Here is a 22,667-nt window from a genome sequence, read left to right on the forward strand (position 1 = left end):
GAGATATGTGGAAATAAGACATAAAAAACTAGAAAACAGATTTACCGATGATTTTTAGGATTTAAAAATCATCGGTTTTTCAGTGCCCTCGTTCAAGCACTATGGGTCTGTCCCTCCTACAAATATTTCCGGTGCATTGCTTTGCCATCATAGGTATAAAGAAGTTTTTTATCTTCTACTATTGTTTCGATATGAACGCCTCTTCCCCATAATTGATGAATATATGGAAGCACCTTTTCTAAGTATTTTAAGTCTAGTTCAATCCCTTCATAACCATGCTTTAAGTATAACTCCCCATTTTTGTTATAATCTCCATCATTGACTGTAATATATGGGAAGCCTCCATTTACCCGCATGCTTACCAATTGATCCCGCACCTGTTCCCAAGCTTTATCAACAATTTTATAATCTCTGCCCTGTTTTTGGAAAAGATACATATCTTCTCTCATCACAAGATCCTTTGTTAAATAGTTTCTTAAAAAGGAAATATCTGATTCTATTTCACGTACTTCAAACATTTTTTCCCGCCCTGATCCTGGTTTAACTCCCCGTTTCTTCATTTCTTCTGTTGGATTATTATAACGATCCTCAATATCTTCAAATATCTTTAATCCTAGATAATAGGGGTTAATGCCTGTTTTAGACGGCTGTACTACTCCTGCATTTAGCTTGGCAAATTCAATTGCTTCTGCACTTGTTAAATCTAATTCCCTTACAATTCGCTGATGCCAATAAGATGCCCAGCCTTCGTTCATAATCTTTGTTTCTAACTGTGGCCAGAAATAGAGCATTTCTTCTCGCATCATCGTTAAAATATCCCTTTGCCAATCAGAGAGCTCTCTACTAAAGTTTTCTATAAATAGCAGTAAATCCTTTTCTGGCTGTGGCGGAAATTTCTTTGCGACCTTTTTCTTTTGCTTTTTTGGCTTGTTTCGATCATCTAATCCCCATAGTTCATCATAAGGAGTACTGGTTATTTCCTCTTCCTCCACAAATTCCACATCATCCATCGACCATGCTAATTTTGGCCGCATCAAGCTTGGATCAATATGTTCATCAATCGCTAATACCGCATCCAAAAAGGTTTCTACTTCATGCTTTCCATATTTGATTTCGTACTGGCGAATCCGATCAGCCGTTGCCGCCATGCTTTCGACCATTTCACGCTTCGTATTTTGAAAACGAACATTATTTTTAAAGAAATCACAATGCGCCAAAACGTGGGCAACGATTAGTTTATTATTGATTAACGAGTTACTATCAAGCAAAAAGGCATAGCACGGATTTGAGTTAATGACTAATTCATATATCTTTGATAAACCTAAATCATAATGTAGCTTCATCTTATGAAATTGTTTTCCAAAACTCCAATGGGAAAATCGAGTAGGCATTCCGTACGCACCGAATGTATAAATGATATCCGCAGGACAAATTTCATATCTCATTGGATAAAAGTCTAGTCCAAATCCAGAAGCAATCTCAGTAATTTCGTCAATGGCATATTCTAATTCCTTTTGTTCTACCTCATTCATTCCGCTCTCTCCTTTCACCGTTTAAACTAATGTATGAAAGGAAGAAGTGAATCATGAGTAAATTAGATAGAAATTGCGCTAGAGGTTGGTTTTTATTAATCGGATAGACGGAGATTAGGCATTAGCGAGATGGATATTTTTAGGAGGTTTTGCTTTTCGTGGATTTTAGTCTATTTTGGGATATCCTAGTGTTGCGGTGCTTTTTTGTTTTACTTTTGTTTTCGTTTCGGCGTTCACTTGCTTATTGAACACCACTTTTCCTACCTGTCCAGCGGATTCTGGTTTTCAGCCCCCTTTATAAACACAACTTTTCCCCTTACTCCTAAACTTTTCGGGTTTTATCTCACTTAAGTTCCAACTTTCCTCAAAAATAAAAAAGGAGCATTCAATTCGAACACTCCTTTTCCCCTTATTCGATTATCTCTTTCACTTTTTTGACGACGTATCCGGAACTTCCTTTGTCTTGGACGCCTTCCATCATCATTGCAATTAAAAGGTCCTTATTGTCTTTATCATAGGTAACATACCAGCCATTTTCTGTTCCTTTTTCGCCTTGTTTCTCTTTTAATTCGGCTGTACCTGTTTTTCCAGCAAATGTTTTTCCACTTATTTTTCCAGCGCGTGCCGTACCATTGGGATTTTCAATTACTTGCTGGAGATCATCAGAAATCGTCTTAGCAACAGATTCGTCCATGATCTTTTCTTTCCAGACTTTGCTCTTCTCCTCGCTATCCAATAATACAGGGGTCATGAGGTTTCCACCTGTAACAAACGGAGTATACGCTGTAGCAAGATGAATGACACTCATTTCCACATGGCCCTGACCATAGCCTGAGTCTGCCAATAGCTGTTCCGTATCTAATGTTCCAAAAGTAGATGTTTCAATTGGATATGCATAAGGAAATGTCTCTTCAAAGCCAAATTTCTTTAGTTCACTCGCAAATTTTTCTTTCCCTAAATCGAGTGCCGTTTGGGCAAAGTAAATATTATCACTGTAAAGAAGAGCATCTGCTAGGTTTACGGGTGCTGAACTGCTATGCACTCTTGTTATATAATAGCCGCCCCATGATTTATCCTTTTGCCACTGTTTTGTGGTAATCTTTCTTTCCTGTTCTGGAGTAATTACACCTTCTGTTAAAGCAGCTGCAGCAACAAGAGGCTTCAGGACAGAACCAGGTGCATAGTTATTTTTAAAACGATTGGTAAAAGGGTCTAGCTTATTATTGTCATATGCTTCCTTCTCTGACGTTGTAAGGCCAACAATCATCTTATTTGGATCAAATGCTGGGCTGCTAACTAATGCAAGTGTTTCTCCTGTTGATGGATTAATTGCAGCTGCAGCACCTGCTTCTCCATCCATTTTTTCATATATTTCTTTTTGTAAATCTGCATTAATCGTCAATTTGATGTTTTCGCCATTTTGCACTTCTTTTTCCGCTAATGTAACTGTACTACCGTCTGCCTTTTGAATTAAAATTTGTTCGCCATTAGATCCCTTTAATCGATCTTCTAGTACTTGCTCTAAGCCTCTTTTTCCAATTACATCTGTGCTTGAATAGCCTTTTCCTTCATTTTCCTCTAGCTCTTCTGCTGTAATACTGCCAATATAGCCAATCAAATGGGCAGCACTTTCTCCAAATGGATAAATTCTGCCTTTTGTATCTTGTTTTTGAACACCAGGTAATGCAAATAGTTTTTCCAAATAAGCACTATCTCCTGTGGCAACCTTTTTAATTGGAACAAAAAAGCTCGGTTGGACCCAGTCTGCATCTAATGCCTTTTGAATGGTTTCTTTTTTTATGTCTAGGAGTTTTGCTAGTTCATTGATAACTGTATCTGGATTATCTCCCATTTGCTCTGGAACAAGTCCAATTTCATAGATGACACCATTCATTGCAAGTGGATTTTCATTGGTATCGACAATACTGCCGCGCTCTGCTTGAATTGTATTAACAGAGATTTTATCGTCAGGACCTAATTCTGAAAAAATATAAGTAGTATCCCAATTTATATACCAGTTCTCGTCTTTCTCTCTTTCTTCTTTAACCAATGTAGCATCATTGTCAAAGCTGATTTCGCCTGCCATGCTATTCATTTTTACTGAAAACGGAATTTCTGCTTGTTCTGCTTTATCAAACTTCTCGTCTTCCGATGGTTTTGTATAGGTTATCTCTAAATCATTGATGTCTAAATCCTTGTAGATTTTTTCGTATCTGGAAACAAAATCGTCTTCTGAGATGTTTTCTTTCGCCTTTGTGGAAAGAAAAGCATACATCTCCTTAAATTTCTGATCATTCCAAAGCTTTATATATTGTGATAGCCGCTCATCTGGGGTAGGCTCATTTTTATTGCATCCTGTTGCCACTGCTACCAGTATTAATATCAGTAAAAGCATCCATCTCTTTTTCATTCCTATCTCCCCTTCTAATCTACTACTACTAGCGTACCATTTTTTCATAAAAACGGAAAAAGAATTACCTGAAAAGTTTATTTTTTTATTCTCTGTCTACTACCTGTATATTATTATCCTCCCAAAAAAATAATAACTCTATTACGAAAAGAAATAGGGAAAGTTTCACATTTTATAGATACTTTTTCATCCTTATTTGCTACAATACATGCTAATGATAGCCACCTTTTTGTAGGAGGAATAATGTGATTATCTTATTTGACGGAGTTTGTAATTTATGCAATTGGAGTGTGCAATTTATTATTAAAAGAGATCTAAATAGCCAATTTTCCTTTGCTTCCTTGCAAAGCGATGTTGGAAAAAGCTTGCTTGAAAAACATCATCTTTCTGATGTGAATAGTGTTGTCCTTATTAAACAGGGGAAAAGCTATGTAGAATCTGATGCAGCATTAGAAATATGCCGGCATCTTTCAGATGGATGGAGACTTCTAACTATTTTAAAAATAATCCCTTCCTTCATAAGAAATCCTCTTTATCGCTATATTGCTAGAAATCGTTATAAATGGTTTGGCAAACAAGAATCTTGCATGCTTCCGACAGAAGATATGAAAAAGCGATTTTTATAAGAACCATTATTACGTATTATTAGATGCATTCTTTTTGGCTGATATTTCTTATTATAGAGATTGCCGGAAATAAAAAAAGACCGCTTTCACACAGAAAACGGCAGAAAATTGGAGATAAAAGGACTACTCGTAAAACAGATATTGGGGTTTAATAGAAATGACGATTTCTATTAAACATGCTCAATTAAGTTCAAATGATGCTAATAATTAGAAGGCGTAGGTGGGCACATCTAAAATAGCAAAAATATTCTTAATATATTGCGGTAAAATTAATTAAATCATATTATATAGATAGATGAATTCTTTATTTTAAAGGATATTTCGTCATTTTGCGGCATTTCACACCATTTTTCCCTAAAAATCACAACAAAATATAACTTTAGGAATATTCATAAAAAAAAGGTATGCTTTTCTAAGTAGGAGTGGATCAATTGGATTTTTCAGCGGTTGGAGAAAAAATCAAGGAATTACGAAAGCAAATGGGATTATCACAAAAAGATCTTTCTCATAATATATGTACACAGGCCCAGATAAGTAAGATTGAAAAAGGAGAAGTTCTTCCGTTGTCTTCTACTCTTTATCTCATTTCTAAACGATTGGGAGTAGATGTGAATTATTTCTTTGATATTGGCACGACACCAAGACTAGATTATGTGGATGAAACCCTTCGTCAATTAAAGGCGGCACGAAGAAATACTGATTACCATACGCTTAAACAAATTGTAAAAGCAGAAGAAAAAAATCCTTTATTTACCCACCATAAGAAAAACTATCAAATGCTACTTTGGCATAAGGCCATTTATACATATGAAATCGAACGAGATTTTAATCGAGCCTTAAAAATTATTAATGAAGCAATTGACCTTACCTTTGATACGGTTTATACCGAAAGAGAGTTAGAAATCTACATTAGCAAAGGGATTTTTTACTATGAGGAAGGCTTCATCGATAATTCCTTAACCATTTATGAACAAGCGTTTAAAGCAATCAATCAGCTTCCCTATTTACAAGATAATACGATTAAAAGTAGATTATATTTTAATATTGCTAAATCATTAACAGATCAGTCACGATATGATGCCTCCATTACTTATTGCAAGGAAGCGATCGATTGGGCTGTCCAGCAGGATAACCTTTATCTGTTGGCTCACTTTCACTATCATATCGGATATAATTACGAATTACAAAAGGATTTTGAACTAGCTACTCAATATATGAAAGATGCTCTAATGATTTTTCAACTAGTGAAAGATAACAGGTATACAGAATATATTCAAAACAAAATAAATAACTGGCAAAAGTTATAGTTCTACAAGGATTGTCTCATTCATCTTTTACACACATCACTTGTGAATAAAGGATGTCCGGGAGCAATCCTTTTTCAATTCCTCTCACTCACCCCAATATACCCGGTCCATTTCTATCAATACCTCGAAACAGTTCTTTCCAACGATAACTTACGACCCATCCTTAATTATCTATGATAATTTACCTATTTTCCTAAAACTCTATCTTTTTTCGCAAAATTAAAGGTCAATAGTCTGATAGGATATGGTAATATAGGTATACTATAGTATATTCATTAGGAGTGAGTGATAAAAAATGAAGAAGAAAGTCACAGTATTGGCCACTACCGCGATTCTGTCAACCACTTTTGCAGCGAACGCCTCAGCTAGTACTTATGTAGTAAAAAAAGGGGACACATTAGGACAGATTGCGAAGACCTACAATACGACTGTTAATGAGTTAAAGTCGATTAATAAACTTTCATCAGACTTAATATTAATTAATCAAAAATTAACAATTGCAGATAGTTCAAAGTCTACTAACAGCAGTAAAACGACTACTACAACGAGCCAATCTTCCACAAAGACCAGCTCTGCTGCAAAAACATATAAAGTTGTTTCTGGGGATTCCCTTATTAAAATAGCAAATAAGCACTCTATTTCTTTAGCCGAATTAAAGCAATGGAATAAGCTAACATCCACACTTATTTATCCAGGGGATGTTCTATATGTTTCTATGCCAGGAACTTCTTCTTCCAATACTTCTACACCTAGTTCATCTGGAAATTCTAGCAGCAACAGCAATACAACTGTTAAAGAAAATACAACTACTTCTACAGGCACCTATACAATTAAAAGTGGGGATACATTAAGTAAAATTGCGTCTTCTTATAAAATGTCTGTTAGTCAGCTTAAGCAACTAAATAATCTTAAATCTGATTTGATTTTCCCAGGACAAAAACTAAAGGTTACAGCCTCTGAAAAGGTTACGAATACAGGGAATACTGACTCCTCTTCTAGTACTCCAACCTTTATTAATAATGGCGATAATGAACAATCCTATGCTTCAAAGGTAGTTTCTGTTTCTAAAAGTCTTATTGGCCTTCCATATGTTTGGGGCGGTTCTACAACTGCCGGCTTTGACTGTAGCGGATTTGTTTACTATGTATTAAACCAAAGTGGGAAATCGATCGCTCGTTATTCTGCAGAAGGCTACTTTGATCGCAGTTATTATGTAGATGTGCCATCCATTGGAGATATTGTCTACTATAAAAACACTTATAAAGAAGGTATCTCTCATTTAGGAATTTACATTGGCAATAATGAATTTATCCATGCTGATTCAAGCGGTGTTCGAGTGACAAGCTTAGATAACTCTTATTACAAAGAGCATTTTGATAGTTTTAAACGTTTATATTAGTAGATTATGTGATTAATTGGGGCTGTCTAAATGGACAGCCTTTTTTGTTGGGAAGGGTGGGGCAGATTGAGGGGTTAGTGGTTGGGATCATATCCTCACCCCATTCGAGCATTTATTTCTCTTTCCAACTCCTATCCTCCTATTCCTCCCATCATCTTTACAAGCGAGCTAAATTCTCCTTATTTTGTTCCCCATTTCTGCTTCCTATAAACTTATTCCTCTTCTATCTCACTCCAAACGGATGGAACCTCCTCTTTCTTATGTCCCCTACCATCTCCTCACAAAAAGCGTTATAATTAATGAATGGACTTTTTTCGTGCGTCATATAAGAAAACACAAAAAGACAACAAAGAAATTACTAATACCAATAAATGTTCTTACGAATATGGGAGGGGTACATTATGCTTCTAGAAAAATATTTAGAGCCATTGAATTTTTGTGCAGAAAACTTAATGAATATATTGGATGCAAATGATCCCCGAATGAAAAACATTGTAGAAAAGGGACTTCTCTTGTACAGACAAAGCTTTGTCTATCAAGTGAAATTTTCCAATGAACTTGTTACCGGAATGATTCAAGACGTTACACCGGTAAAGGCAACATTGGATTTGGATTATATTCAATACAGTTCTTGTACTTGTCAGGCAGAAGGCTTTTGCCGCCATCAGCTTGCCCTTTTTTTCTATTTACTTGCTCAAGTTGGGAAAGTATCCACTTGGCTAGAAGCTTGGCGAAAACCAATTCAAAAGGCGGAAACGTTAAAGAATCTCGGCATTATGCGAGCAAGTGACTTATTGAAAGAAACAGAGGATAAAGAGCCAAATTACGAAGACTGGATTGAAACCTTTGAAAAGAGTTTCCAATCGCTTATCAAAACGAATGAAAACAAACCATATATGATTGCAGAAACGTATTATATTTATATGCGAAAGATAAAAGCTGCCGCCCCTCTTCAAACAGAGTGGAAGCTCCTTTATTTAGTCATCGCCCAAGTATTCACTTTTAAACAATTATTAACACTCAGCAAAAACCTTGATCATAATTCCCAAACAATTAATCGCTATTATCGTCATCTTTTTCAAGATTTAATGAACAGCATTGAGGATAACCTTTATAAGCTATCAAACTTCACCTTTCCCTTTGCGTTTGATAACTTTTTAATTCGTTTAAAGGACGACTTGCGTGCAGTCCTTACAATTCAACCCATTTTAACATTTGAGTGTATACAGCTTTATCGACTTATGTGGACAAATCTTTTTGCTACTAAGAGCTGGAGACAAGATGAATTGGAACAGCTCTTAGCTAATAAGAATCCGGCATTCTCTGAAAATGTCGCGATTATCCATCTGGAAATTCTGCTCGAAAAAGATGTAGATGCCCTTAAAGTGATTCAGTCTCTTGATTCTCAGATTACAACCTATATGCTTTATTGGATCGATTATTTGTCGAGCCGGAAATCGTGGAAGCGAATGGAATTATACGTTCCTGCGTTTATACAAGAATTGAAAAATTACCTATCTGCAGATGAGGATGACGAGTATTGCTATGAATTTACGCAAATGGCATTGCGAGCGATTCTCCCTTACTGCACAGCATTAAACAAAGAGGATTTATTGGAAAAGGCTTATATTCATACACTCCCATACAGCTATCGCAAATACGAGGATTTTCTGTATGAAAAAAAACAGTTTGATAAATGGATCGATTTATTTACAATGATGGGATATGGGCTAGATAATCTCTATAAAGAGCAAATAAAACTATTGCAGGAGTATGATCATTCTTTACTGCTTTCTTTATATCACCGTTCTATTCAAGAGCATATTGACGGGAAAAATAGAGAGCATTATCGAATCGCTGTCCGTCAATTAAAGAAGTTGCGCACCCTTTATAAAAAAATGAAGAAGCAAGCCGAATTCGAGCAATTCTTACTGGTTATCTTAGAGCGCACAAAACGATTAAGAGCCTTTCATGAAGAATGTAGAAAGGGAAAACTAATCCATGTTGAAAACTAATTATTTGAAAATAAATGTTCATTATTATGAAAATAGCGGATTTTTTTTAACAGGTGAAGTAGAGGAGTACTACCTTTATCCAAACTATTGGAAAAAGCTTCTTTTTCAGCAGCACCAAGAAAGCTATTATGGCACTATTTTAGATACCGTCAAGATAGATGGGGTAGAAGGAGTACTAGTCAGCGGCTGGCAGCTTGTTACCTTACTTGCTACGGAAGGATTTAATCGCTATATCGAATGGGATTGGAACGATACGGCACAAGTTTGCTTAGCTGCAGCTCCAAGTATACTCGAAGCTATCAAGCATAAGGAGTGGATTCCAGATTTCAGTCAATGGGAAACAGGGAATTTCCAATGGTCCCTTCCACATCGAGTGATTGATGAGTTTGATCCAAGTTTCTGGGACATGGGGCTTCGCGAGGAATTAGAAGGACAAACGAACAAAGATCTTATTCATAAATGGTTCCAACAGTCTCTTAATCACTATTTAGAAGACCGTGAAGAAACAAAACAAAGCTTCCATGAAAGAATCGACACATTAAAAAACGCAAATATTCCTTCTGAACAGCTTTCCGCTTATTTTACGGAAGATAAATGGCAGGAATGGATGGGGCTAAAAGAAAATGATTGTCCTTTTACATTAGGGATTCGTTTAGATGAGCCAACAGAAATCGATACACCATGGGATTTGGATTTATTCTTAAAATCCAAGGATAATCCAGAGCTTGTCGTAGATATTCATGATGAGGGCAACATGCCAAAGAAATGGCTTGATTACTCCTCTTATATAGAGGAAGAACAACAGCGCTGGCTCCTTCTTTTTCCATGGCTAAAAGGGAAGAAAGGCATAACCAACCAATTAACAGAGGATGAAGCATGGCTTTTCTTATCAGAAGCAAGTGAAACATTTCTGGCACTTGGTGTGGATATACTTCTTCCTTCCTGGTGGCAAGCAATGAAATCGGCAAATCTGAAAGTAAAAGCCAAGGTATCGAACGCAAGTCATCGTCCATCCTTCGTAGGACTTCAGGCGATGCTTGACTATAATTGGCGCTTTTCCATGAATGGCGTTACTCTTTCGGAAGATGAATTCAATAAGCTTGTAGAAGAAAAACGTCGCCTAGTCTTTATTAAAGGGCGTTGGATAAAATTAGACCCTGCCTTTATTCGTCAAATTCAGGATTTAATGAAAAAGGCAGAAAAAGAAGGTCTGCATGTCCGTGATATTATCGAACAGGAATTAATGCAAGCAGAGGAACAACAAAATGATGAGCTTGAAAATCCAAAGACATTTGCTAAAATCCAAATTGAGCTAAATAGACAATGGCGAACAATGATTCATCAATTAAAAGAGATTAAAAATCTTCCATTGGAGGAAGTTCCGCAAAGCTTCTTGGGAGATTTACGCGCCTACCAGGTACTTGGTATGAGCTGGCTCCTTTTTTTAAGAAAGTATGGATTTGGAGCAATTTTAGCAGATGATATGGGGCTTGGAAAAACGGTCCAACTCATCTCTTATTTATTAAAAGTGAAAGAAACGGAAAAGGAGCAGAAGACTCCTGCTCTTATCATTTGCCCAACCTCTGTACTTGGCAACTGGCAAAAGGAATTAGAACGGTTTGCACCTGATTTAAATGTCTATCTCCATTATGGAGCGAGTCGTTTAAAGGATGATGCTTTTATCAAAAAAGCAAATGAATCAGATGTTGTCTTAACCTCCTATGGCTTGACTCATATTGATTTACAAAACTTTGAAGAGCTTACATGGAGCACCATCGCGATTGATGAAGCGCAAAACATCAAAAATGCGCAGACAAAGCAATCAAGAGCCGTTAGAAAACTAAATGGCACCCATTATATTGCTCTTTCTGGAACACCGATGGAAAATCGCCTGAATGAGCTCTGGTCTATTTTTGATTTTACCAATCACGGTTATTTAGGAAGTCTTGGTCAATTTCAAAAACGCTTTGTGATTCCAATTGAAAAAGAAAATAAACCGGAACAGATTCAGCAATTGCAGACGCTTATCCGCCCATTTTTACTGAGAAGAACGAAAAAGGACGAAGATGTTGCATTAAATCTGCCTGATAAGCTGGAGCAAAAGGAATATTGTCCACTAACATCCGAGCAAGCTGCCTTATATGAACAATTAGTAACCGATACATTTGTGCAAATTGAGCAGCTTTCTGGTTTTGAGCGAAAAGGGCTTGTCTTGCAAATGTTAAGTAAGTTAAAACAGCTATGCAATCACCCTGCTCTTTATTTAAAGGAACCAACACCGACCAGCTTACTAGATCGGTCTGTGAAAATGGAGAAATTAGCTGAGCTGACAGATACAATTTTGGAAAGAGGAGAAAGCTGCCTTATTTTCACCCAATATATTGAAATGGGACATATGATTCAACAAATGATGAAGAAAAAATTCAAAGTGGATGTGCCATTCCTAAATGGCAGCATGTCCAAACAGCAGCGTGATCGCCTTATTGAACAGTTTCAGGATGGCGAATTCCCGATATTCCTTCTTTCTTTAAAGGCAGGAGGAACGGGATTAAATTTAACAGCAGCCAACCATGTTATCCATTATGACCGCTGGTGGAATCCAGCTGTTGAAAATCAGGCTACTGACCGTGCATATCGTATTGGCCAGACTCGTTTTGTGCATGTCCATAAGCTTATTTGTACGGGAACACTCGAAGAAAAAATCGATGCGATGCTGGAGAAAAAGCAATCGCTGAATGATCAAATCATCCAAAATGAAAATTGGATGACTGAATTAACAACCGATGAATTAAAGGATTTAGTATCATTAAATGAAAATCCGGCCGTGCTTTAAAAGCTCGACCGGATTTTTTCTTTGCTTATTTATCCCCAGGAATCTTAATATCCTTTCGTTTTTCTTCTTTGCTCATTTTATAGAAGTAAACAGTTTTGGTTGTTTTATGGCCAGCTAAATCTGTTGCTGTAAACGCAAACTCATTTAAGCCTTCTTCTAAATTTAATTCCACTTTTTTCACTGTTTTTTCTAGACTTCTCATTGCATAAGGCTGTTTAAATGTTTGATAATACAATTCACTTCCATTTAATGCTAGCTGAATTTCATCAAAGTTATCCTTTACTGTTACATGAACAGTTGGATTTTTCCCATTGCTGTTTACAATCCGATTTCCAGAAAGACCGTTGAATGAAATGCTAGGAGCTTCTGCGTCAACAATGAAGCTGCGCTTAAATACTGCTGTATTATCAGCATCATCTGTAGCTTTCATTTCAACAGAATGAACACCATTATCATAGGAAATCGATGTATTAAAGGTGTATACTTCCTTTTCTTCATCATAGAAGACGTCCACTTTTTGTCCATCAATCGTAAACTCTTTTATGCCTGACTCGTCCTTTATTGTTCCACTAAATGCTACTTCCTTTGCTCCGTACACCTCTAATGCTTCAGGTGTCTGTAAAGTGACTACTGGAATTGTTGTATCCTTCTTCCCTTCTTCTGCTGTCACACTTGTTTCTTGCTTATTGCCTGCATAGTCATATGCAACTACTGTTACAGCTGTGCCAATCTCTACTTCATTTGGCAATGTAAATTCTGTTGTATCTCCACTTAATGGCGTACCTAGAACAGACTTTCCATCTACTAAAATATCTAAATAAGAAACACCTGAGCCATTTTTATTATCTGATGCAGCAAATTCCAATGCTTTATTATCCTCTACTAAGGCTACTTCAACAGATGGACTCACTGTATCAACGATTACTGGTATATCTACAACTTGTGGTTTTGCACCTGGATAATCCAGGGTAGCACTAATACGATAGTAATATTGCCCCTCTGCTAATTTTCCATTTACTTTTCCATCCCACGCCCATTTAGAATCAAGCAAATAGCTTGTTCCTTTACCACTATCATAGTAATTTTTTCTGATTTCCTCTTGTGTCAGTAGTGTTCTAACTGTTTTTCCATTACTGTCCACAATAGAATACTGAACGGTTTTTGCATTTCTTAAGAAGGACAGAATCGGAATAATTTCTTCCTGTATCCCATCACTATTTGGTGAAATAGCAATCCCCTCTTTTGTGAATGCATTTTTTATCGGATCATAACCTAGGTATAGGAAATCTTCGCCTTCTTTTGTCACCGCTCCAGCCATGCCATAAAAAGATGTTTCATCATATTTCATGCCATCTAGAATCGGCGCTTTATTCCAATCCCCTTTAAATCCTACATAAGGAACGGTTAATGTTGCATTCGTTTCCGCAGGATCTGTTAAGGTTACAAACCCTTCAACGAAATAGCCGTTTTCAAACACACGATCAATCGCAACAGGTGTTTCCCAACTGCCTGTTAGAGAAGGATCTATTACTTTTGCATTTGTTAAATCAACAGAAACTTTGATTTTTTTACTTTTGTTTGCTGGAATAGTAATTGTTGTTTGTTCCTTATCATTTACTTTGATGGTTGCATCTAAGATTTTCTGGGCTTCTAATAGATTAGCAGAGTAACCTAGCTCCCCATAAGCAGCAAAGTCTGTTTGAATATTTGCAGCAACATCATATTTAACCTTTTTATCACTATAGTTTTTTGCCTCTAACGTAAAGGTGAAAGTATTTCCTACTTCTTTTAAGGCCACTTTCCCTTCTTGTGTCTTCTTCTCTGTTACAATCACTGGTGATTGTAATGCTGCGTGCAGTTGCATCAGACCTGCACCTTGTCGACGCGGAGAATATGGTACATCCCAATCAAAAGCACTATTTACTGTACCACTATCCGTTACTGGCTTCGCAGTGTTCATCAATAGATTTTTCGCCATGTTTACTCGCTCAAATCCAGATACGTCGAATTCATTATCTACCCGTTCTAATACGAGTGCTGAACCGCCAGAAACATGCGGTGCCGCCATTGATGTTCCACTCTTCATTCCATATTGATTATTCTCTAGTGTCGAGTAAATTTGCCCACCTGGAGCTGTAATTTCCGGCTTAAAATCTAAGTTTGAGGTTAATCCCCAAGAAGTAAAACTACTCATTTTTCCAGCCTCTGGGTTAGCTGAAGTTGTTTTCTTGCCTTCAAATGTAATGGAGATATTTTCTCCATCTTGAAGCACTTCTGCTAATTTATCCCCATCCGTTTTTAATAAGAAAAGCTGAGGAATTTTAATGCTTGTATCTGTTGCCATGCTCACAAATCCATCTGTGTTATTATAAATAATAACACCAGCTGCCCCTGCCTCTTGTGCATTGATCGCTTTATCAACGAAGCCAATTTCGCCTCTTTGAATTAATGCATAGTTATCCTCTACATTAACTGCTGCTAGTTCTTCTGGTGTTCCTAATCCTGCATAAACAATCTGGAATGTTTTTTCTTCTACTGTATTTGGATGGACACTGCTTGCAGATAAGAACCCAGCCTGTCCAGTCGTCTCGCTATATTGATAGGAAAAGGCATCAATATCTATAAAGCTATTTTCAACAGAGGCAACTTGTAAGCTGTCATATGCGACACCAGGTGATCCTGTAACACCGATATCCGGATTAGAGCTAGATGGATTTGCAAAGCCATTACCTAAATGTGCAGAGTTCCCTGCGGAAATGGACATCATGATACCATTTTCCACTGCACGCTCAATTGCCTGCTGTTCTGGTGCATCTTCGGCCACGAATCCTGCTGGAGATCCTAAACTCATGTTAAGGACATCTGCACCTAACACAATCGCATCATCTATTGCTTTAATATAAATATCTCCCCAAGTAGTAGAGACACTAGGGTCATTTCCGAAAACTTTCAATGCTAGAAGCTGTGCTTCAGGAGCAACCCCTTTTATGCCATTATTATCTTCATCTCCATTTGCTCCTACAGTACCAGCAACGTGCATCCCGTGCATGCTTGCACCTTCTGCAATATCTTGGATAATATCATTTTCATCCATATAGTTATAGCCATAAGGAACCTTTTCACTATAAAATTTCCCTTGAAGTCCATTTTCTTCTTTAAATTGAGCAATTTCTTCTTTTGTTAATTCCTCTTCTGTTTCATCAGAAAGAATCATATCTTTATGATTTGGATCAATGCCGGTATCAATAACACCAACGACCATTCCTTCCCCTTTAAATCCATAATCACGCCATGCGTCTTGTGCTTGGACAAGCTCTTTACTATAAATCATGTCTGTTTCTTCTTCTGGCCTTTCATAGGTGGTCGCAATATGTACTTTCGCTACCTCTGGAAGTTCTTCGATTTTTTCTATATCTCCATATTTCATTTCTCCACTAAAACCATTAAAAATGGTAGTGAAATTCTCGAACTCTTTAAATTTCACTTTTTTTGCTTTCACTTTATCTTTTACTTTTTTCTGTTCTGCTAATTTTTCACTCTTTAATTTTTCTTTCGTTGTTTTCGGCAATTCCTTAACTTGCTTTGCTTGCGCCTGTGCATATTGAACAGTCGGCTCTGTATTCATCTCAACAACGACACGGACCGTATCTGATTCTTTATAAACGGTCTCTAGCTCGTCCACCTTAATGGTCTGTACATTTTGCTGATTTTCTTTCCCTTTCGTGGTGATTACTTTGTCTGGCACTGTTGCTGCTGAAATACTATTTGAAAATAGCATAAAGAGCATAATGACTAGAACAAATAATTTACTTTGCTTCACGTTAAAACTCCCCTCTGAACCTTTTTTATTTTTTGAATATATCGAACTATATAAAAATATCATAATATTCTTTCTTTTTTTAAGTGAAAATAGTACCGTATCTTCTTTTTCATGCTAGTAATTTAGTCATTTAATATCGCAAAATTATTCATTTTTCGTCAAGGACAGACGAAAAAATAGTGAACAATAGCGAACAATCTTTTTTCAATATAATTTAAGGAAGATGTTATTAAAGATTGATTCTTACAGTCGAGTTCGCCGGGAAAGTTTTTGTAATATAAATGCTAGGTTCATTTCCTTAAGTATTTAGATGAAATGTTCAAGGTAAGGTATAATAAAAGAAAATCAAGCATTTGCCGGAGGAGGATTTAGCGTGAAAACATTTAAGTTGATTTCTTTACAAATTCTGACGAGGGAAAAGCTGATACCAATTAAATTATTGGATGGGTTGATTATCAATAAGGAAGATGATAATAATCATTGGCTAATTGAAGTCTATACAGATTGGTCCTCTATCGACTTTCTTGATGAAGCCTTTCAAAAGAAGGAAGATTTGCTTGTCCAAGCGGTAATCACCAAAAAAGAAAATGATCCCGCTCCTTTTGAAGTCACCATTTTGTCGATCCAAAATTTGGGGGACAAAACAAGTATCTTATTAGAAGGAACATTAAAACGAGATAGAAAAGACTATGCAGAACTATTGCTCCAATATTTAATTGGGGAAGGGTACGAAGGAAATAACTTATCGAATAAATTTACCGAACTGATGCAAAGCAAGCCTCAGACTTTTTTGGAGAAGAAATTGTAGCTGTGAAAGGTTCATCTAGCATTTTCTATAACGAAAATAGATTATTTTGCCAAAAAGAACTTTCCTGCAAAGTTCTTTTTGCTATTTTAATAATATTACTCATGCAATTATTGCTTTGAATAATATTTAGAACAAGATGGACTTGAACGAGCCTATAAGCCCACAAAAAAAATTCTACTAAAATACAAACGTTTCCATACGCGTTATTAAGCCTTTTCCCCTCCTATCTTGCATTTAGTCTAAAATAAACCTTGTTATAAAATCTGACAAGTTACTTGTTTATGCCTTTTTTAATAGATAGAATGCAGCTATGAGATATCAAATATGTGATCACAAATATCATTTGCTTGGAGGAGGTGTATATCGGGTTGAAGAATTCTGCAATTGTCGTCCCTACTGTAGCTCAAGAAGTGTATAAAGCTATTCGCAACCAGATCATTAGAGGAGAATTTGCACCTGGGCAAAAGCTGTCCATAAGAAAATTAGCTGAATTATATGGAGTTAGTACAATGCCTGTTAGAGAAGCTTTATCCAAGCTCGAAACAGAAGGCTTTGTTCAATTTGATAGAAGAAGCATCATCGTGAATCAGCTTTCTACCAAAGAATTAATCGAAATATTTGCCATTAGAAAATTACTGGAAAAACAAGCAATTGAATGGGCTACACCAAATATTTGTCCTCCAGATTTAGTATTGCTTGAAAACATCATCAAAGAAATGGACGAGAATATTCATTCTCCTTTTGAATGGAGACGATTAAATAAGAAGTTTCATTTTGAATTATATTCTCATGCTCATTCTAAACCGCTATGGGAATTACTACACCAGCTTTGGGGTAGAGTAGAATCTTATATGAATATCTATTCTTCGTCTGAACACCTTTCCTCTGCCCAAGCAGAACACTATAAAATGTTAGAATTAATAAAAGAAAAGAAATTGGATGAACTAACTGCTCTTATTTTAGAACATATCCAAATAACTTGCGATGCCATTATAGAGGAGATGGCTAAATTAGAGTAATATTAATTTTTTTACAGAAAATTTTCTGAAAACTCTTAATTTTAAGTTAGATCATACATTGAAATACCAAATAAAATAATTAGGGTTCTTTTAACAATAGGAGGAAACAAAGTGAAAAAATATTTAATTAGCATTATTTCTATTATTTTATTATTCAGTTTAGCAGCATGTAGTTCTTCTAGCAGCTCTTCATCAGAAGCAGAGGAATTCCCAACAAAGCCTGTAAAATTAGTAATTCCTTATCCTCCAGGTGGTGGAACAGATGTATTATTTCGTTTAGTTGCTCAATACGCGGAGAAACATTTAGGCCAGACTATTGTTCCTACAAATATGGCTGGTGCTACTTCTACTGTTGGTTCTCGTTTTGTAAAGGATGCTGAACCAGATGGTTATACGATATTAGGCACACACCAAGTTGTTGCAACAGCTCAACATACGGGAGTTGTAGATTATGGATTCTCTGCTTTTGATCCGGTTGTACTAATGACTTCTACTCCCCATATTCCATCTATAAGTAAAAAATTTAGTGAAGAACATAATATCAAAAATATGAATGATTTTATTGAATACGTAAAAGCAGGAAATAAAGTGAACTGGGCTTATACTGTTGCCTCAGAAGACCATTATTCTATAGCTGCCATTCTGGATGCCGCTGGTGTGGATCCTAAATCATTAAATTATATCCATTATGATGGAACTGGACCTCAATATGCTGCAATCCTAGCTAATCAAGCCGATGGGATGATTGCCGACTATGCATCAGGAAAAGGATATTATGATGATGGAACCCTTGTACCCCTTGGAATGGTTTTTGATGAACGTAATCCTTTCTTGCCAGATGTACCAACTTTAAAAGAACAAGGCATTGATTTCTCGGTTACAGTGGACAGAGGTATTCTTGCTCCTAAGGGAACAGATCCTGAACGAATCAAAGTTATTAATGAAGCATTTAAAAAAGCACTAGAGGATCCAGAATTGCAGAAAAAAATTGAGGAATTAGGAAGTTTCCCTCATTACATGACTTCTGAGGAGTACTCTAACCATGTTAATGAATTAGATAGTGAAATGGGTAAACTTGCTCCTAAAATGGAGTTTTAATAGAGGGGGCTGAATAAAATTGGTTAATCGATTATTCTCCATATTTATTTTAATTGTAGGCAGTATCTTTTTTATAAACTCCAATGAATTTTCCGAAAAATCAGGGGTGCAGACTTTTGCCCCCTCGTTTTTCCCTAGAGTTATCATTGGGTTAATGATGATTTTAGCTTTATGCTTACTGATAAAAAGTTTCCTAAATAAAGATAAGGATTCCTTCTCTTTAGAAACTATAAGGACCTATATTTCAAAGCATTTTCGTGTTTTATTGATACTGTTCTTATTCCTTCTTTATGTCATTTTCTTAAATATAGTAGGGTTTTTAATTTGTTCAATTGTTTTTTTATTCATTTCCACGATTATCTTACGCCCTTTCCAAAAAAAATACATGGCAACAAATATTATTTTGTCAGTGGCATTTCCTGTCATCGTACTTCTTGTGTTTGAACAAGTATTACATATTTATCTACCATAATGGAGCGTGATTAAGTTGGATATTTCAATGGTTTTAGCAGCTTTTCAAGAAGTATTACATCCTATGATGATTCTATCTATCGTTATTGGCGTTTTGGTTGGGATTATAGCTGGTGCAATCCCAGGATTCACCTTTACAATGGCCCTTATTTTAGCTTTTCCATTCACCTTTGGGATGGAACCAATTCAAGGTTTAGCCGTCATGATCGGCATTTATATTGGCGGACTTTCCGGAGGGTTGATTTCTTCCATACTTTTAGGAATTCCTGGTACTCCTTCCTCTGTCGTCACCACCTTTGATGGCTATCCAATGACAAAGAATGGAGAAGCACCACGAGCACTAGGAGTAGGCATCGTCTCTTCTGTTATTGGAACCATTATTGGTGCGATTATTTTATTTCTATTAGGACCAATCATTGCTAAGGGGAGTCTTCTTTTCGGACCATGGGAAATATTCTCTCTCGTTGTTTTCGCACTGACTCTTATTGCTGGCTTAAGTGGTAAATCTATGCTAAAAGGGTTAATCGCTGGCTGTCTTGGCCTTTTAATTGGAACGGTTGGTGTATCTCCAACTGGAACGGTTCGTTTTGATTTTGGAATCCCTGAGCTTTCTTCAGGATTTTCAACCTTACCTGTTCTGATTGGCCTATTCGCAATTTCCCAGCTACTGATTAATGTGGAAGAAATAAAAAGCACTGTTCCTACTAAACAAGCTGCTTCCAACATGAAGAAATTAATCCGTATTCCGTACGGGCAAGTATTTATTGATATATTCCAAGAAAAATGGAATGTGCTTCGCTCCGCAGTCATTGGTTGCTTTATTGGCTGCCTTCCTGCTGCTGGAGCTGAATCTGCTACATTTATTAGTTATGATCAAGCTAAAAAGTTCGGAAAAAACAAAGCTAAATATGGAAAAGGGCATCCAGGTGGGATTGTAGCTTCAGAAAGCTGTAATAATGCTGTTGCTGGCGGAGCCTTTATCCCAACCATCACTTTAGGGATTCCTGGAGATGTGGCACAGGCAGTAATGATTGGCGCATTAATATTGCATGGGATTAACCCAGGACCGGCATTGTTTACACAACAGCCTATTTTGGTCAATTCCATCTATGTTGTGATTATCCTTAGTGCCATTTCCATCTTTTTTATTCAAACATTACTATTACCCATCTTTACAAAAATAACGGCAATTCCTAAATCTTTAATGGTACCTTGTATTTTAGTTATCAGTACAGTTGGCGCCTTTGCTCTTAATAATCAGCTATTTGATATTATTCTTGTTTTCATTTTTGGATTAATCGGGTTTATTTTTCATAAAATAGATGTTCCTCTTTCACCAATTATTCTAGGACTAATTCTAGGGCCAACCTTGGAGAAAGAAATGACAAGAGCTTATCAAATGGATGCGAGCATATTACCGTTTTTTACAAGACCAATATCACTTGTTTTCTTAATCCTTGCTGTTGGTTCCATCTTTTTTACCATCATTCAATTAAGGAAAAATGGAAAGGAAAAAACTACTCCTTCTAATCAGGAAGAATCACAAACTCATCTTTGATTTATCATTGGTGAGTTTCCTTAATAGAAAGGAATTCTAATTAACTATTAAGTTCATTATTCATCCACTAATTATATAGACTTGAATCCACATAGGAGGTAACTACATGAAACAGTCAATAATTGGGACAAAATCCATGGTTGTAAGTCCTCATTATCTAGCAAGTTCTGCTGGAAATTCTATATTAGAAAAAGGAGGAAATGCCTTTGATGCAGCAGTGGCTGTTAGTGCTTGTTTAGCGGTTGTTTATCCACATATGACTGGATTAGGGGGAGATTCCTTTTGGCTAATGTATGAGTCTAAAGAGAAAAGGATAGATGCTTATAATGGAAGTGGCCGTTCAGGAGCAAACATTACTCGCAATAATTTTTCTGGCGAGGATGCTATTCCTTTTAGAGGGATAAGAAGTATTCTAACTGTTCCAGGAATGGTAGATAGCTGGGCTGCCGTATTGGAAAAATACGGTTCAATGGAATTATCTGAAGTTTTGGCTCCTGCGATTCATTATGCAGAATTTGGATTTCCTGCTTCCAATGACCAAATTAAGAATACAATAAAAAATAAGGAAATTCTCCAACTAGATGAGGATATTGCTGCTATTTTCCTCAAAGGAAATGAAGCACCAAAAATGAATGAGAAATTTATTCAGAAGGATCTTGCCCATACATTAAAAGAAATTGCCCAAAAAGGTCGTAATGAATTCTATGAAGGTAAACTAGCAGAAAAAATTGTCTCCAGCCTACAAAGCAAAGGCGGATTATTAACAAAAGAAGATTTTTCCAACCATTATGGTAATTGGGCCAATCCCATTTCTTCTACTTATCGAGAATATACCATGTACCAGGTTCCCCCTAATTCACAAGGATTTGTTGGATTAATGGCGTTAAATATTCTTGAAAACTTTGAACTACCTTCTATCCCACATAATTCGTACCAGTATTATCATTTACTTATTGAATCACTAAAACAAAGCTTTCAAGATAGAAATAAATATTTAACAGACCCTAATTTCAATGAAATTCCCCTGGACCACTTATTAAGTAAAACTTATGCAAAAGAACTAGCAGATAAAATTTATTTGGACCAAACAAATGCTATAACGACCCAAAGCGTTGGCAATGATACTGCCTATGCAGCTGTTGTTGATGAGAGTGGAAATGCCGTTTCTTTTATCCAAAGTATTTATTTTGAATTCGGATCGGGAATTGTAGCGAAAGATACTGGTATTATTTTGCAGAATAGAGGCTCTTTCTTTTCCTTAAACGAAAATAATGTTAATTGTTTAGAACCTAAAAAACGCACTTTTCATACGCTAATGCCAGCTATGGCCTTTAAAGGTGGTAAACCTATTGTTTTATACGGGACACAGGGTGGAGAAGGACAACCACAAACGCAAACAGCCATCATTACAAGAATGCTTGATTATGGAATAGACCCTCAAACAGCCATTAATGAGCCAAGATTTGTATGGGGAAGAACTTGGGGAGATACAACAGAAGAGTTAAAGATAGAAGGTCGAGTCTCACAGGAAGTAAGAGATAAACTGAAACATTCCGGTCACCTTGTGAATTGTGTAGAAGACTTTGATGATATTATGGGACACGCTAATGCCATTCTTATCGACAGCCAAGGTTTCTTACATGGTGGAGTCGATCCAAGAAGTGATGGAGCTGCTATTGGGCGTTAAAACTACCGCGAAAAATTAATTTCAAGTTCGTTCTTACCACAAGCTACATTCTAAAATAAGTAACTTATTCGGTAAGAACGAACC

The 22,667-nt window shown here is 36.4% G+C and carries 14 protein-coding genes; 11 read left to right on the forward strand and 3 right to left on the reverse strand.

Annotation, left to right across the window (positions count from 1 at the left end; genetic code table 11):
* Window positions 1-116 precede the first annotated feature (116 nt).
* The gene (locus ACTNDN_RS07900) at window positions 117-1,532 is read right to left on the reverse strand and encodes a SpoVR family protein (protein WP_031536685.1); all 1,416 of its coding nucleotides are present in this window, start codon (window positions 1,530-1,532) and stop codon (window positions 117-119) included.
* Between the two features lie 409 nt (window positions 1,533-1,941).
* Window positions 1,942-3,942: a penicillin-binding transpeptidase domain-containing protein gene (locus ACTNDN_RS07905; RefSeq protein WP_251628636.1), complete on the reverse strand. Its 2,001-nt coding sequence runs from the start codon at window positions 3,940-3,942 to the stop codon at window positions 1,942-1,944.
* A gap of 245 nt (window positions 3,943-4,187) precedes the next feature.
* Between ACTNDN_RS07905 and ACTNDN_RS07910 the strand changes: the two genes are divergently transcribed.
* The 5 genes from ACTNDN_RS07910 (at window position 4,188) to ACTNDN_RS07930 (ending at window position 12,122) form a co-directional block, all read left to right on the forward strand.
* On the forward strand, window positions 4,188-4,568 hold the full coding sequence (locus tag ACTNDN_RS07910) for a thiol-disulfide oxidoreductase DCC family protein (protein WP_048717357.1): 381 nt from the start codon (window positions 4,188-4,190) through the stop codon (window positions 4,566-4,568).
* Window positions 4,569-4,999: 431 nt separating this feature from the next.
* A complete protein-coding gene (locus tag ACTNDN_RS07915; RefSeq protein WP_441131050.1) occupies window positions 5,000-5,875 on the forward strand; it encodes a helix-turn-helix domain-containing protein in 876 nt (291 codons plus the stop codon).
* A 295-nt stretch (window positions 5,876-6,170) separates the two neighbouring features.
* Window positions 6,171-7,274, forward strand: coding sequence for a LysM peptidoglycan-binding domain-containing protein (locus tag ACTNDN_RS07920; protein ID WP_441131051.1), 1,104 nt, complete (start codon window positions 6,171-6,173; stop codon window positions 7,272-7,274).
* Window positions 7,275-7,675: 401 nt separating this feature from the next.
* Window positions 7,676-9,289, forward strand: coding sequence for an SWIM zinc finger family protein (locus tag ACTNDN_RS07925; RefSeq protein ID WP_251628633.1), 1,614 nt, complete (start codon window positions 7,676-7,678; stop codon window positions 9,287-9,289).
* The gene (locus tag ACTNDN_RS07930) at window positions 9,276-12,122 is read left to right on the forward strand and encodes a DEAD/DEAH box helicase (protein ID WP_441131052.1); all 2,847 of its coding nucleotides are present in this window, start codon (window positions 9,276-9,278) and stop codon (window positions 12,120-12,122) included. The genes ACTNDN_RS07925 and ACTNDN_RS07930 overlap by 14 nt, the downstream gene beginning before the upstream one ends.
* Window positions 12,123-12,147: 25 nt before the next feature.
* Here ACTNDN_RS07930 and ACTNDN_RS07935 read toward each other — a convergent pair whose 3' ends face one another.
* A complete protein-coding gene (locus tag ACTNDN_RS07935; protein WP_048717368.1) occupies window positions 12,148-15,942 on the reverse strand; it encodes a S8 family serine peptidase in 3,795 nt (1,264 codons plus the stop codon).
* Between the two features lie 373 nt (window positions 15,943-16,315).
* Here ACTNDN_RS07935 and ACTNDN_RS07940 point away from each other — a divergent pair, with 373 nt between their 5' ends.
* From ACTNDN_RS07940 to ggt, 6 genes are all read left to right on the forward strand, one after another.
* Entirely contained in the window at window positions 16,316-16,750 is a 435-nt protein-coding gene (locus ACTNDN_RS07940) for a YwpF family protein (RefSeq protein WP_048717370.1), read from the forward strand.
* Window positions 16,751-17,118: 368 nt separating this feature from the next.
* Complete coding sequence (locus ACTNDN_RS07945; RefSeq protein ID WP_031536694.1) at window positions 17,119-17,769, forward strand: GntR family transcriptional regulator; 651 nt, start codon at window positions 17,119-17,121, stop codon at window positions 17,767-17,769.
* A 111-nt stretch (window positions 17,770-17,880) separates the two neighbouring features.
* Complete coding sequence (locus ACTNDN_RS07950; protein WP_048717372.1) at window positions 17,881-18,867, forward strand: Bug family tripartite tricarboxylate transporter substrate binding protein; 987 nt, start codon at window positions 17,881-17,883, stop codon at window positions 18,865-18,867.
* Window positions 18,868-18,886: 19 nt separating this feature from the next.
* Complete coding sequence (locus ACTNDN_RS07955) at window positions 18,887-19,339, forward strand: tripartite tricarboxylate transporter TctB family protein (protein ID WP_048717374.1); 453 nt, start codon at window positions 18,887-18,889, stop codon at window positions 19,337-19,339.
* A 15-nt stretch (window positions 19,340-19,354) separates the two neighbouring features.
* Complete coding sequence (locus tag ACTNDN_RS07960; protein ID WP_441131053.1) at window positions 19,355-20,896, forward strand: tripartite tricarboxylate transporter permease; 1,542 nt, start codon at window positions 19,355-19,357, stop codon at window positions 20,894-20,896.
* A 106-nt stretch (window positions 20,897-21,002) separates the two neighbouring features.
* A complete protein-coding gene (gene ggt, locus ACTNDN_RS07965; protein ID WP_031536698.1) occupies window positions 21,003-22,583 on the forward strand; it encodes a gamma-glutamyltransferase in 1,581 nt (526 codons plus the stop codon).
* Window positions 22,584-22,667 lie beyond the last annotated feature (84 nt).

The sequence above is a fragment of the Niallia sp. HCP3S3_B10 genome (assembly GCF_052064465.1).
Classification (GTDB): Bacteria; Bacillota; Bacilli; order Bacillales; family Cytobacillaceae; genus Niallia; species Niallia hominis.

Excerpts from the sequence above, each read along its gene's own strand:
- ACTNDN_RS07900 (WP_031536685.1), bottom strand. The coding sequence starts at position 1,532 with ATGAATGAGGTAGAACAAAAGGAATTAGAATATGCCATTGACGAAATT.
- ACTNDN_RS07905 (WP_251628636.1), bottom strand. The coding sequence starts at position 3,942 with ATGAAAAAGAGATGGATGCTTTTACTGATATTAATACTGGTAGCAGTG.
- ACTNDN_RS07920 (WP_441131051.1), top strand. The coding sequence starts at position 6,171 with ATGAAGAAGAAAGTCACAGTATTGGCCACTACCGCGATTCTGTCAACC.
- ACTNDN_RS07925 (WP_251628633.1), top strand. The coding sequence starts at position 7,676 with ATGCTTCTAGAAAAATATTTAGAGCCATTGAATTTTTGTGCAGAAAAC.
- ACTNDN_RS07930 (WP_441131052.1), top strand. The coding sequence starts at position 9,276 with ATGTTGAAAACTAATTATTTGAAAATAAATGTTCATTATTATGAAAAT.
- ggt (WP_031536698.1), top strand. The coding sequence starts at position 21,003 with ATGAAACAGTCAATAATTGGGACAAAATCCATGGTTGTAAGTCCTCAT.